Annotated in this window: 12 protein-coding genes; 5 read left to right on the forward strand and 7 right to left on the reverse strand. The window is 67.1% G+C overall.

Translation table 11 applies throughout. The features are described from left to right. The first annotated feature begins 174 nt into the window (after positions 1 to 174). Positions 175 to 1,065, forward strand: coding sequence for a prephenate dehydratase (locus tag OJI97_RS05195; protein ID WP_297661783.1), 891 nt, complete (start codon positions 175 to 177; stop codon positions 1,063 to 1,065). Between the two features lie 3 nt (positions 1,066 to 1,068). Here the strand turns inward: OJI97_RS05195 and OJI97_RS05200 are convergent, their stop codons facing one another. Then, positions 1,069 to 1,740, reverse strand: a complete 672-nt coding sequence (locus tag OJI97_RS05200) for a CDP-alcohol phosphatidyltransferase family protein (protein WP_297661785.1) — start codon at positions 1,738 to 1,740, stop codon at positions 1,069 to 1,071. A 210-nt stretch (positions 1,741 to 1,950) separates the two neighbouring features. On the opposite strand from OJI97_RS05200, the gene OJI97_RS05205 reads away from it, so the two are divergent. Beyond that, a complete protein-coding gene (locus OJI97_RS05205; protein ID WP_297661787.1) occupies positions 1,951 to 2,577 on the forward strand; it encodes a DUF805 domain-containing protein in 627 nt (208 codons plus the stop codon). Here OJI97_RS05205 and OJI97_RS05210 read toward each other — a convergent pair whose 3' ends face one another. The 5 genes from OJI97_RS05210 to OJI97_RS05230 form a co-directional block, all read right to left on the reverse strand. After that, positions 2,578 to 3,078: a hypothetical protein gene (locus tag OJI97_RS05210; protein WP_297661789.1), complete on the reverse strand. Its 501-nt coding sequence runs from the start codon at positions 3,076 to 3,078 to the stop codon at positions 2,578 to 2,580. Further along, on the reverse strand, positions 3,075 to 5,888 hold the full coding sequence (polA, locus tag OJI97_RS05215; protein ID WP_297661791.1) for a DNA polymerase I: 2,814 nt from the start codon (positions 5,886 to 5,888) through the stop codon (positions 3,075 to 3,077). The genes OJI97_RS05210 and polA overlap by 4 nt, the downstream gene beginning before the upstream one ends. 235 nt (positions 5,889 to 6,123) lie before the next feature. Then, entirely contained in the window at positions 6,124 to 7,305 is a 1,182-nt protein-coding gene (gene purT, locus OJI97_RS05220; RefSeq protein WP_297661793.1) for a formate-dependent phosphoribosylglycinamide formyltransferase, read from the reverse strand. A gap of 72 nt (positions 7,306 to 7,377) precedes the next feature. Continuing rightward, complete coding sequence (locus OJI97_RS05225; protein WP_297661795.1) at positions 7,378 to 7,770, reverse strand: VOC family protein; 393 nt, start codon at positions 7,768 to 7,770, stop codon at positions 7,378 to 7,380. A 12-nt stretch (positions 7,771 to 7,782) separates the two neighbouring features. Next, positions 7,783 to 8,274: a GFA family protein gene (locus OJI97_RS05230; protein ID WP_297661796.1), complete on the reverse strand. Its 492-nt coding sequence runs from the start codon at positions 8,272 to 8,274 to the stop codon at positions 7,783 to 7,785. Positions 8,275 to 8,367: 93 nt separating this feature from the next. Between OJI97_RS05230 and OJI97_RS05235 the strand changes: the two genes are divergently transcribed. Together OJI97_RS05235 and OJI97_RS05240 are read left to right on the forward strand one after the other, a co-directional pair. After that, complete coding sequence (locus OJI97_RS05235) at positions 8,368 to 8,658, forward strand: SgcJ/EcaC family oxidoreductase (RefSeq protein ID WP_297661798.1); 291 nt, start codon at positions 8,368 to 8,370, stop codon at positions 8,656 to 8,658. Further along, positions 8,655 to 8,834 (forward strand): hypothetical protein, encoded by a 180-nt coding sequence (locus OJI97_RS05240; protein WP_297661800.1) that lies wholly within the window; start codon positions 8,655 to 8,657, stop codon positions 8,832 to 8,834. The genes OJI97_RS05235 and OJI97_RS05240 overlap by 4 nt, the downstream gene beginning before the upstream one ends. Positions 8,835 to 8,843: 9 nt before the next feature. On the opposite strand, the gene guaA is transcribed toward OJI97_RS05240, so the two are convergent. Further along, positions 8,844 to 10,445, reverse strand: a complete 1,602-nt coding sequence (gene guaA / locus OJI97_RS05245) for a glutamine-hydrolyzing GMP synthase (RefSeq protein ID WP_297661803.1) — start codon at positions 10,443 to 10,445, stop codon at positions 8,844 to 8,846. Positions 10,446 to 10,638: 193 nt separating this feature from the next. Here guaA and OJI97_RS05250 point away from each other — a divergent pair. Beyond that, positions 10,639 to 12,519 (forward strand): ABC transporter ATP-binding protein (locus OJI97_RS05250; protein ID WP_297661802.1); only part of this gene is annotated, 1,881 nt, incomplete at its 3' end.

Below are 12,519 nucleotides of genomic sequence, written 5' to 3' on the forward strand. Positions count from 1 at the left end.
GTCCCGCTTCATCGACGTCGCGGAGCGGGACCCCGGATCAAGTCCGGGGTGACGGGGGAGGGCGATCAAGCCGTCAGCAGCCAAAGCACGACGCCCCTCAAATGCGATGCCGCGCCGGTTGCGCGCGAAGGGCGCTGCCGCTATGCGCCGCGCTTCTGGCGCGGGAAGGCGGTCATGGGCAGTTATTCGGCTTCGGCACAAGCATTGGTGGACGAAATGCGGGCGGCGGCGCTCGCCGAGCCGGCGCGCGGGCTGGCCTTTCAGGGCGCGCCCGGCGCGAACAGCGATCTGGCCGCGCGCGAATATGACGCGGATTCGCTGCCGCTGCCCTGCTATTCGTTCGAGGACGCGATCGAGGCGGTGCGCGATGGGAAAGTCGAGCGCGCGATCATCCCGATCGAGAACAGCCTGCACGGCCGTGTCGCCGACATCCATTTCCTGCTGCCCGAATCCGGCCTGTTCATCGTCGGCGAGCATTTCCTGCCGATCCGCTATGGCCTGATGAGCCGCGACCTTGGCCCCGTCACGCGCGCGATGAGCCACGAGCAGGCGCTCGGCCAGTGCCGCCAATGGCTGCGCGCGAACAATATCTCGCCGGTCGCGCACAGCGACACCGCGGGCGCCGCCGCCTGGGTCGCCGACAGCGATGAGGTCGGCCTCGCCGCGCTCGCGCCGCCGCACGCGGCGGAGCTTTACGGGCTGACGCTGCACGGCACCGGGATGGAGGACGCCGACCACAACATGACGCGCTTCGTCGTCCTGGCGCGCGAGCCGCTCGCGGAGCCGCCGGCCGGCGTGCCGCTGATGACGACCTTCGTCTTCGAGGTGAAGAATATTCCCGCCGCGCTCTACAAGGCGCTCGGCGGCTTTGCCACCAACGGCGTCAACATGACCAAGCTCGAAAGCTATCAGGTCGGCGGCAGTTTTGCGGCGACCAAATTCTATGCCGACATCGTCGGCGCGCCGGGCGACGAGCATATCGACCGCGCGCTCGAGGAGCTCGATTTCCAGACCAAATCGCTGGCGCTGCTCGGCACCTATCCGCAGGCGCGCCTCAGGCCTTAAGGACTAACCCCCGCTGCGGCGGAGCGAGTGCGCCATCGCGAAGCTCTGGACGACGAAGATCGTCACGAGGATGCTCGCGACGACGAGGCCGAACAGGTCGAAGGGCGAGAAATTGGTGCCGCCGATGTCGCCGGGACCGACGAGCGCCATGGTGACGGTCATCGCCATCAGCATCAGCCGCAGCTCGGTCGGCCCGCCCGCCATGTAGGAAAGGCGGAATTCGCCGACGACCTTCGCGGCGAGGAACGTGTGGATCGACAGCAGGAAATAGCCGATCACCGCCATCAGCGCGACGTCGAGCCGCATATAAGGGCTGGCCCCGATCGCCCCGACCATCAGCAGCGTCCCGACCGCGTCGATGCTGTGATCGACGAAATAGCCGTAGCGCGGCCGCTCGATCCGCCGCCAGCGCGCGAGGCTGCCGTCGAGCGAGTCGCCGAACCAGTTGACGATATAGCCGACGAGGCAGAGCCCCAGCCATTCGTCGTCGATCCAGCTCAGCATATAACCCGCGGCGACGATGACGGCGCCCAGGAAGCCGAGCGTCGTGAGCTGATCGGGGGTGACCCACGCGGGAAGGCGGGGGCAAATCCAGTTGAGCAGACGGCGTTCGTGGCGCGCGAGAAAATTCTGCTGAATGCGGGTCGGCGCGCCGGCCGCCGGGGGGATCGTCATGAAAGCCTTTCGCCGCCGCTGTCGCAAAAGTGCCGGCGGAATGTCATGGCGCCGTCATAGACCAAAGGTGCAGAGCCGAAAAGACCGCGTGCCCCCGATGCCGCACCCCGGCGACGGCTCGCCGCCAAAGTGGCGCGTTTGGGCGATTGGCAGGCCTGGTGCGACCCGATAGTCTGCGCCGCGAGCGAAGAGGGACTCCGGGGGAGGGGCATGGCGGACGTTTCGATGGCTGAGGTCGCGCGACGCGGAGTCGGCGGACTTTTCGACGCGCGGGGCCGCGACGACCGGATGCAATATTGGCTTTTCCTGCTGCTCGTCTTCGGACCGCTTGTCGTCCTGCAGATCATCCTCCAATTCGTTCTGACCATTCCGCCGCTCGATCTGGTCATGACGGCCCGGCCGGGCGTTCCGGCAGCGGGCGCCCCGTTTCTGGAGCATCAGCTTCGCGCGATGGTGACCATGGCCTATGTGAACCTCGGCCTTCAACTGCTCGGCGCGCTGCTGTTGATAACCGCTACGGCGCGGCGCCTGCACGATCGCGGCCGCGCGGGCTGGTGGGCACTGGCGTTGCCGGGCGCGATTTTCGCCAGCGGACTGGGGCAGGCGCGGCGCATGGCGGCGATGGCGGAACGGATGCCGCAGGTCTTTGCGGAGATGGAAAAGAAAGCTCGGCCCGATTTCGCCGATGCGTTGTCCTTTCCAGCCAGGATGCAGGCATCGGCCGGGGTCGATTGGCCCTCCATCGTCGGCGGGCTGATCCTGCTCTGGCTCGTTGTCGAACTGGTACGCGCGGGAACTGCGGGGCCGAACCGCTACGGGCCGCCGCCCGTCCGATAATTATTCCTGCCAGGGGCCGATTTCGCCGACCTCGCCGATCATGCGGAAACGCACGCCGTCATCGACCCACGCGACCTCCCACATCGGCGCCGGTCGTGCCCATTCGCCGATCACGAACAGCGGCAGTTTGTTCGCAGCGACGAAGGCAAGGTCGTCGGCCGTGGGGCCGGGAACGACGGTTTCGGATTTCTGGTGCAGCCGCACGACGGCGAGCGTGCCTTCGGGCGGCGCGGGCAGCGATTGGCGCGCCGGAAAGCCGAGGCTCGCGGCGACGACGGGATAGCCCTTGCCGTCGCGGCCGAGCAGCAGCAGCTTGTCGGCGGTGACATAGGGGCCGCCGACCGGCCGTCCCGCGACCTTGCGGCCCGCAATCGCGGCATATTCGCGAATGTCGCTATCGGCGATCGCGGGCGGTGCGGCCCTGGTTTCGGCCGCGGGGGGCGGTGTTCCGGCAATCGGATCGGCGATCGGCGCCGCCGCGAACAGCAGCAGCGCGATCAATGCGCTTCGCCCCAGCTCTTGCCGATGCCGATCTCGACCTCGATCGGCACCGAGAGGGTCAGCGCCGGCTCGGCGGCGCCCGACATCACGCGGCGGATGACCTCGCCCGCGGCGTCGGCCTTGTCCTCGGGCGCCTCGAAGACGAGTTCGTCGTGGACCTGGAGCAGCATCTTGACGTCGCCGAGCCCCGCGTCATCGAGCGCTTTCGGCATCCGCGCCATCGCGCGCTTGATCAGGTCGGCGCTGGTGCCCTGGATCGGCGCGTTGATCGCGGCGCGCTCGCTGCCCGCGCGCTCGTTCTGGCTCGCCGCCTTGATGCGCGGGAACCAGGTTTTCCGCCCGAACAAAGTCTCGGTATACCCACGCGCACGCGCGGTTTCGAGCGTGTCGGTGATATAGTCGCTGATGCCCGGAAAGCGCTCGAAATAGCGGCTGATCAGCGCCTGAGCCTCGTCGGGCGTGATCTCCAGCCGCCCCGCGAGACCCCAGCGCGAAATGCCGTAGAGGATCGCGAAGTTGATCGTCTTGGCCTTACCGCGCGTGTCGCGGTTGACCTCTCCGAACAGCTCGATCGCGGTCGTGGCGTGAATGTCCTGCCCCTGCGCGAAGGCCTGCTTGAGCTCGGGCACGTCGGCCATATGCGCCGCGAGGCGAAGCTCGATCTGGCTATAGTCGGCGGCCATCAGCACATGGCCGGGCGCGGCGATGAAGGCGTCGCGGATCTGGCGGCCGACTTCGGTGCGGATCGGGATGTTCTGAAGATTGGGGTCGGTCGACGACAGCCGCCCGGTCTGCGCGCCGACGAGGCTGTAGCTGGTGTGGACGCGGCCGGTCTTGGCGTTGATCTGTTGCTGCAAGGCGTCGGTATAGGTCGATTTGAGCTTCGCGAGCTGGCGCCACTCCAATATCTTGCGCGCGATCGGCACGCCGTCGCGTTCGAGGCGTTCGAGCTCGTTCTGGTCGGTCGACCAGTCGCCCGACTTGCCCTTGCGCCCGCCCTTCAGCCCCAGCTTGTCGAAGAGGATTTCGCCGAGCTGCTTGGGACTGCCGATCGCGAAGGGCTGGCCCGCGAGCGCGTGAATGTCTCCCTCCATGCGCAGCATGTCGTTGGCGAACTCGCCCGACAGCCGCGCGAGATAGTCGCGGTTCACCATGATCCCCGCGCGCTCCATCCGCTCGACCACGGCGGCGAGCGGGCGGTCGACCATCTCGTAGATGCGCGTCCCGCCCTCGATCGGCAGGCGGAGCTTGAGCAGCTTCCACAGGCGCCATGCGACCTCGGCATCCTCCGCCGCATAATGGGTCGCGCGGTCGAGCGGCACTTCGGCGAAGCTGATCTGCGACTTGCCGGTTCCGCACATCTCCTTGAAGGTCAGGCAGATGTGATCGAGGTGGAGCTTCGCCAGTTCGTCGAGCCCATGCTGATGCTTGCCCGCGTCGAGCGCGAAGCTCATCACCAGCGTGTCGTCATAGGGCGCGATCGTCAGCCCGTGCTGCGCGAGGACGCCGATGTCATATTTGAGATTGTGCCCGACCTTGAGCACCGCCTCGTCGGCGAACAGCGCATGCAAGCGGCCGAGCGCGTCGCCAATCGGAATCTGATCGGGCTTTTCGGCGAACATGTCGGTGCCGCCATGGCCGAGCGGGATGTAGCAGGCCTTGCCGGGGCCGGTCGACAGGCTGACCCCGACGAGGGTGCCGGTGACGCTGTCGAGGCTCGCGGTCTCGGTATCGACGGCGACGACATGCGCGGCGCGCGCGGCCTCGACCCAGCGGTCGAGCGCCTCGATCGTCGTCACCGTCTCGTACAGTGTGCGGTCGATCGCGGGCCATGCCGGGAGGGTCGGCGTCGAAGGCGCGGCGGGCGTTGCAGCGGGCGCCGCCCCCGCGCGCGGCAGCGTCGGCGGGCCGCTCGGCGCGACGCCGTTGTCGAGCTTCGCCGACAGCGATCGAAAACCATGCTCGTCGAGGAACAGCTTGAGCGGCCCCGGCGGGATCGCCCCGAGCTTCAAATCGTCGAGCGGGTCGGGCAGCGGCACGTCGCGCTTCAGATCGACCAGGACGCGCGACAATTCGGCCATCGCGCGATGCTCGATCAGATTGTCGCGCAGCTTGCTGACCTTCATCGTCCCGGCGCCGTCGAGCGCGGCGGTCAGATTGCCATATTCCTGGATGAGCTTGGTCGCGGTCTTCGGCCCGACGCCGCGTACGCCGGGGACGTTATCGACGCTGTCGCCCATCAGCGCGAGGACGTCGCCGACAAGGTCGGGGGCGACCCCGAACTTCTCGTTCACCGCGTCGATCCCCAGCCGGACATTCTTCATCGTGTCGAGCATGTCGACGTGCGGCGAGCCGTCGGTCGGCTCGCGGATGAGCTGCATCAGATCCTTGTCGGAGGAGACGATGGTGACGTCCCACCCCTCGCGCACCGCGGCCTCGGCATAGGAGGCGATCAGGTCGTCGGCTTCATACCCCGCCATCTCGATGCACGGCAGCGAAAAGGCGCGCGTCGCGTCGCGGATCAAGGGGAATTGCGGGCGCAGATCCTCGGGCGGTTCGGGCCGGTTCGCCTTATACTGGTCGTAGATGTCGTTGCGGAACGAGTGGCTGCTGTGATCGAGGATGACGGCAAGATGCGTCGGCCCGTCGGCGTCGTGCAAATCCTTCGCGAGCTTCCACAGCATCGTCGTATAGCCATAGACCGCGCCGACCGGCACCCCGTTCGGGTTCGTCAGCGGCGGCAGGCGGTGATAGGCGCGGAAGATGTAGCTGGAGCCATCGACCAGATAGAGATGATTCTTATCGGACATGGCGCGGGGTGTAGCAGGGGGATGCGGGGCGGCCTAGCTATGTCCGTGCGACACGTTGTGGGTGCTTGGAGGTGGAGAGCCGACATCCTCATCTTCGTCATTCCCGCGAAAGCGGGAACCCAGAGCGTGCGTCGGCTGACCCTACGCTGGGTTCCCGCTTTCGCGGGAACGACGAAGTTATGAGATACAGAATGTCGCTTAATCAATCGAAAAAGCGCCGATCGGCGCAGTTGGTTTATCCCTCGTAGTCGATCTTCAGCTTCGCCGCCGCCGCCGCAGCCACCGCGCGCGCTTCGTCGGTCGTGCCGCCTTCGACGCGGGCGAGCGCGATTCCCATGCGGCGGTACGGGCGGGTGACCGGCTTGCCGAAGACGCGGACATCGACATGGATGTTCGCGTTCGGCGGAACCAGCGCCTCGGCGAGCCCCGTAATAGCGAAGTCCGCCGCATCGCGGTCGGCGAGCAGCACCGCATTGGCGCTCGCGTGCGGCACGGTGACGGCGGGAATCGGCAGGCCGAGGATCGCGCGGGCGTGGAGGTCGAATTCGGACAGCGCTTGCGATACGAGCGTCACCATCCCCGTATCGTGCGGGCGCGGCGAAAGTTCGGAGAAGATCACCGCATCGCCCTTCACGAAGAACTCGACCCCGAAGATGCCGTGGCCGCCGAGCGCGTCGACGACCTTCTTCGCCATCTCCTGCGCGGCGGTGAGCGCGGCGGCGGACATCGCCGCGGGCTGCCAGCTTTCGCGATAGTCGCCGCGGTCCTGCCGGTGGCCGATCGGCGGGCAGAAGGAAACGCCATCCTTGTGCCGTATCGTGAGCAGCGTGATCTCATAGTCGAAATCGACGAACGCCTCGGCGATCACGCGCAGCCGGTCGCCGCGCATTCCGGCGGCGGCATAGTCCCACGCGGCGTCGATGTCGGCCGCGCTCCGCACCGTGCTCTGGCCCTTGCCCGACGACGACATGACCGGCTTGACGACGAGCGGAAAGCCGACGCGCGCCGCGGCGGCGGCGAGTTCTTCGCGGCTCGTCGCATATTCGAAGGTCGAGGTCGCGAGGCCGAGCTCGCTCGCGGCAAGGTCGCGGATCGCGTCGCGGTTCATCGTGAGCTGCGCGGCGCGCGCGGACGGGACGATGTGAAAGCCTTCGGCCTCGAGTTCGACCAGCACCTCGGTGCGGATCGCCTCGATCTCGGGCACGACATGGTCGGGGCGATGCTTCTCGATCGCGGCGCGCAGCGCGTCGCCGTCGAGCATCGGAAACACCTCGCGCTCGTCGGCGACCTGCATCGCCGGCGCGCCGTCATAGCTGTCGCAGGCGACGACGTGGCAGCCGAGCCGCTTCGCCGAAATGGTGAACTCGCGGCCGAGTTCGCCCGAGCCGAGCAGGAGGATTTTCGCGGTGGGGGTCATCGGCGGCTTGGTCTCCGGCGGGAAGGCATGGTTTCGCCCGCTCTGGCTTTGTTTGCGGGGCGGGGCAAGTCCTCAGCTTTCTGGCGCGCCCAGATGGACGAAGCTCATCTTGTTGCCCTCGGGATCGCGGACATAGGCGCCGTAGAAGTCGGGGCCGTACAGCGGGCGCGGTCCGGGGTCGCCCTCGTTCATGCCGCCGTTCGCGAGCGCCGCGGCGTGAGCGGCATCGACTGCGGCCGCGCTTTCGCACCGGAAGCCGGGCATGATCCCGTTTCCGGGCTGCGCGGGGCGCCCGTCATGCGGCTTTCCGATCCACACCCGGCCGCCATCGCGCAGCGCGTAGCAACAGGCCTGATCGCCGAAGTCGACATCGAGCGATGCGCCGAGATGCGGCATCACCGCGTCGTAGAATCGCCGCGACCGCGCCATGTCGTTCGTGCCGATGGTGATATAATCGATCGACATGGGTTACTCCGTTCAGGTGCTGCAGGGCCAGCTGTCGGTATCGTGATCGGGGTGCTGATGATTGCTCGCGGCGATCTTCGCGGCGGCGTCGGGCATGGTTTCCTCGGTCGTGCTTTCCTGCGGCAGCGTGGGAAGCGTGTCGATCCACGGCAGGCGCGCCTCGATCCCGAACTGCATCTTCGGCGGAAAGCGCGCGGGGTCGTCGAGCGAGCCCGTGGTGACGCTTAGATGCCGGCTTTCGGTGTAGTCGTAATAGAGCGGCGTTCCGCAGTCGCGGCAGAAGCCGCGCTCGACCTGATCCGAGCTTTTGAAGGTCGCAGGCGCGCCGCGCGTCCAGCTCAGCGCATCCTTGGGCACGCCGACCAGCGCCGCGAAATAATGTCCCGCCGCCTTCTGGCACATGCGGCAATGGCAGATGTGCGACGTGTCGAGCATCGCCGACGCGCGATAGCGCACCGCGCCGCACTGGCAGCCGCCCGAGGCCTGGGTTTCGATCCGGTTCATGATCCGACTCACCTGTCGATTTCGGTGGAGCGGCAGGATAGGACGGCATGTGTTCGGCCGTCGAGAGGCGTTCGGCGGTCAGGGAGACGGATGATGGCTCAGGACAAGGGACCGACGGATATAGCCGCGCGCTTTGCGGATGCGTGGAACCGGCACGATATGGCGGCCTTCGCTTCGCTGTTCCATGCCGACGCCAGCTTCGTCAATCGCTTCGGCACCTATTGGCGCGGCGTCGAGCGGATCGTCGCGGGTCATGTCCCCATCCACGAGACGATCTACAGCGATTCGACGCTCATCAACGCGGTCGCCGACGTCGATGCGATAGCGATTCGACGCTCATCAACGCGGTCGCCGACGTCGATGCGATCTCCGCCGATGCCGTGATCCTGCATATCTGGTCGCGGCTGAGCGCCGGGGCGGCGCATCCCGCGGGGCCGCACCGGGTCGACACGATGATCCTCGCGGTGATCACCCGGCGCGAAGGCGAGTGGCGAATCCAGGCGTTGGAAAATGTGACGCTGGTCGACCCGCGAACGGGCGAGCCGATAGTGCGGGATTGAGCGCTCCGCTCACTCCCACTCGATCGTCCCCGGTGGCTTCGACGTATAGTCGTAGACGACGCGGTTGATGCCCTGCACCTCGTTGATGATCCGCGTCGCGCAGCGGCTGAGAAAGCTGGCGTCGAAGGGGTAGATGTCGGCGGTCATGCCGTCGGTCGAAGTCACGGCGCGGAGCGCGCAGACATGGTCGTAGGTGCGGCCGTCGCCCATCACGCCGACGGTCTTCACCGGGAGCAGCACCGCGAACGCCTGCCAGATCGCGTCGTAGAGGCCGGCACCCCGGATTTCGTCCAGATACACCGCGTCGGCCTTGCGGAGGATGTCGCAGCGTTCCTTCGATACCTCGCCGGGGATGCGGATCGCGAGGCCGGGGCCGGGGAAGGGGTGGCGGCCGACGAAGATGTCGGGGAGGCCGAGCTCCTTGCCGAGCAGGCGCACTTCGTCCTTGAACAGTTCGCGCAGCGGCTCGACGAGCTTCATGTTCATCCGCTCGGGGAGGCCGCCGACATTGTGATGGCTCTTGATCGTCACGCTCGGCCCGCCGGTGAAGCTGACGCTCTCGATCACGTCGGGATAGAGGGTGCCCTGTGCAAGGAAGTCGGCGCCGCCGATCTTCTTCGCTTCCTCCTCGAAGACGTTGATGAATTCGCCGCCGATGAACTTGCGCTTCTTTTCCGGATCGGTGACGCCCTTAAGGCCCGCCATGAAGCGCTCCTCGGCGTCCACCACGACCAGCGGGATGTTGTAATGGTCGCGGAACAGGCGCTCGACCTGCTCGCGCTCGTTCATGCGGAGCAGGCCGTGATCGACGAAGACGCAGGTGAGTTGCTCGCCGATCGCTTCGTGGATCAGCACCGCGGCGACCGCGCTATCGACCCCGCCCGACAGGCCGCAGAGGACGCGCTGGCCGCCGACCTGGGCGCGGATTTCGGCGATCTTGGTGGCGCGGAACTCGGCCATCGTCCAGTCGCCCGAACAGCCGCAGACGTGGCGGACGAAATTCGCGATCAGCCGGGCGCCGTCGGGGGTGTGGACGACCTCGGGGTGGAACTGGGTGCCGTAATAGCGGCGCTCGTCGTCGGCGATCAGCGCGAAGGGGGCGCCGTCGCTGATCGCGACGATGCGGAAGCCGGGGGCGAATTCGGTGACGCGGTCGCCGTGGCTCATCCACACCTGATGCCGCTCGCCGACCTCCCACAGGCCGTCGAACAGCACGCAGGGTTCGGTGACGGTCAGGAAGGCGCGGCCGAACTCGCCGTCGCGCTCGCCGTCGGCGCCGCCGGGTTCGACCTGTCCGCCGAGTTGCTGGCTCATCACCTGCTGGCCGTAGCAGACGCCGAGGATCGGCAGGCCGCTGTCGAAGATCGATTGCGGGGCGCGCGGGCTGCCGGTCGCGGGGACCGAGGCGGGCGAGCCGGACAGGATCACGCCCTTCGGCCGCATCCGTTCGAGCGCGGCCTCGGCGGCGCTGAACGGGACGATCTCGCTATACACCCCCGCCTCGCGGACGCGGCGGGCGATGAGCTGGGTCACCTGGCTGCCGAAATCGATAATCAGAATAGATTCGGGCAGGATGGATTCGGGCAAAGCGGAAGAGTCTGGAGTCGGCATGGCTGGCCGATAAGGAAGGCGAGCCATGCTGTCCAGCGGTCGATATTCGCCGTTGGTGGAATGGCGATAGCCTCGACACATTGTTGCGACAATTGCGACATAGATGAACCGCGAACAAAGGGCGGCGTCAGCGAGCGTTAAGTCCCGCCATGCCAAGTAAAAACCAAGATAAAAAGAACAAGGCTCTCTCCTTATGACTAATCATCGCCTGTCCCTGTCCACCCGCGCCGTCCTGCTGGCGGCCGGAGCGTCGCTGGCGCTGCCGGCGATGGCGGAGGCTCCGATCGGCTCCGCCGCCATCGCGGCGGCGGCCGAACAGCCCGCCGATCCCGCCATCGCCCCGTCTCAGGACGACGAGGAGGATTATGACGATTACAGCGGCGACGAGATCATCGTCACCGCGCCGCGGCTGGCGGGACAACTCGACACCGACATCAAGGCCGAGGCCGAACTCGATGAAGCGGCGATCGCCAGCTATGGCGTGTCGAACGTGTCCGAACTGCTCGACGCACTGGCGCCGCAGACGCGGTCGGGGCGCGGGCGCGGCAGCGGGCGCCCGATCATCCTCGTCAACGGCCGGCGCATCGGCGGTTTCGGCGAGGTCCGCAACCTGCCGCCCGAGGCGATCGCCAAGGTGGAGATATTTCCCGAAGAGGTCGCGCTCCAATATGGCTATGCCGCGACCGACCGCGTCGTGAACCTTGTCCTCAAGCCGAATTTCCGGCAGCTCTCGGTCGAGGCCGAAGGCGGCATCCCGACCCAGGGCGGCCGCTTTCAGAGCGAGATCGAGCCGAGCTTTGTCGCGATCGGCAAGAATGGCCGCGTCAACCTCAACGGCGGGTGGGAGCACAACACGATGCTCCTCGAACGCGAGCGCGGCCTTGGCGACACCGGGCGCAGCCTGCTTCCCGAATCGGACACTTATTCGATCGACGGGACGATCCAGCGCAGCCTGAACAAGGTGACCGACGCCTCGCTCAACCTGCGCCTCGACCAGACCGACAGCCTGTCGCTGCTCGGCCCCGGCGCGGGCGGGACGAGCGACCCGCTCGAACGCGACAGCCGCAGCCGCAACCTGACCTCGACCGCCAGCGTCAACGGGATGCTCGGCGACTGGCGCTGGTCGCTGTCGGGCAATTATGCCGATGCCGATCAGCGCACCTTCACCGACCGGATCGGCGGCGGGCGCGACCGGTTCGACAGCAGCCAGCAGACCTTCGGCGGCAGCGCCAATCTGTCGGGCACGGTCACCGAAGGCTGGGCGGGCCCGATCCGCCTGTCGATGACCGGCAGCTATTCGGGAATCCGCTACGACAGCCAGTCGGACCGCTCGGGCGCGGTGACGACGAGCGACCTCGCCCGCGATCTGCCGGGCGTGTTCGGCTCGCTGACCGTGCCGCTGCTCGATCCCGATTACCATGCCGGCAAGATCGGCCGCGTGTCGCTGACGCTGAGCGGGGAGGTCCAGAACCCGAGCGATTTCGGATCGCTGAAAAGCTGGGGCGCCAACCTCAATTGGGGGATCACCGGCAATCTGTCGATGATCGCCAGCTTCAATCGCGACGAAGCCGCGCCGGGCGTCCAGCAGCTCGGCGCCGCGCCGCTCGTGACGCCCGCGGTGACCTATTACGACTTCCAGACCGGCCAGACGGTGCTGATCACGACGACGACCGGCGGCAATCCCTTCCTGCTCGCCGAACAGCATCGCGATTTCAAGCTGGGGCTCAACTGGTCGCCGCCGATGATCGACGGACTCCGGCTCTCGATCAATTACAACAGCAACAAAAGCTATGACACTGCGAACAGCTTTCCGCTGCTGACGCCGGAGATCGAGGCCGCTTTCCCCGACCGCGTGACGCGCGCCAATGACGGCACGCTGATCGCGATCGACCAGCGTCCGGTCAATTTCGACCGCGCGGAAAATTCGCAGATCCGCTGGGGTTTCAATTTCGGCAAGAGCTTTGCCCAGCCGAAGCAGGGCGAGGCGCGCGGCGGTGAGGGCGGTTCCCGGCCCGACGGCTCGCGCGGGCCGCGGGGCCAGGGCGGTCCCGGCCGCGGCGGCGCTCGCGGGCGC

This window comes from Sphingopyxis sp., from assembly GCF_025869345.1.
GTDB lineage: Bacteria > Pseudomonadota > Alphaproteobacteria > Sphingomonadales > Sphingomonadaceae > Sphingopyxis.

Bases quoted from the DNA above. Each gene is read 5' to 3' on its own strand.
- purT (WP_297661793.1), bottom strand. From the start codon at position 7,305: ATGACCCCCACCGCGAAAATCCTCCTGCTCGGCTCGGGCGAACTCGGC.
- OJI97_RS05230 (WP_297661796.1), bottom strand. From the start codon at position 8,274: ATGAACCGGATCGAAACCCAGGCCTCGGGCGGCTGCCAGTGCGGCGCG.
- polA (WP_297661791.1), bottom strand. From the start codon at position 5,888: ATGTCCGATAAGAATCATCTCTATCTGGTCGATGGCTCCAGCTACATC.
- OJI97_RS05225 (WP_297661795.1), bottom strand. From the start codon at position 7,770: ATGTCGATCGATTATATCACCATCGGCACGAACGACATGGCGCGGTCG.
- guaA (WP_297661803.1), bottom strand. From the start codon at position 10,445: ATGCCGACTCCAGACTCTTCCGCTTTGCCCGAATCCATCCTGCCCGAA.
- OJI97_RS05195 (WP_297661783.1), top strand. From the start codon at position 175: ATGGGCAGTTATTCGGCTTCGGCACAAGCATTGGTGGACGAAATGCGG.
- OJI97_RS05205 (WP_297661787.1), top strand. From the start codon at position 1,951: ATGGCGGACGTTTCGATGGCTGAGGTCGCGCGACGCGGAGTCGGCGGA.
- OJI97_RS05235 (WP_297661798.1), top strand. From the start codon at position 8,368: ATGGCTCAGGACAAGGGACCGACGGATATAGCCGCGCGCTTTGCGGAT.
- OJI97_RS05200 (WP_297661785.1), bottom strand. From the start codon at position 1,740: ATGACGATCCCCCCGGCGGCCGGCGCGCCGACCCGCATTCAGCAGAAT.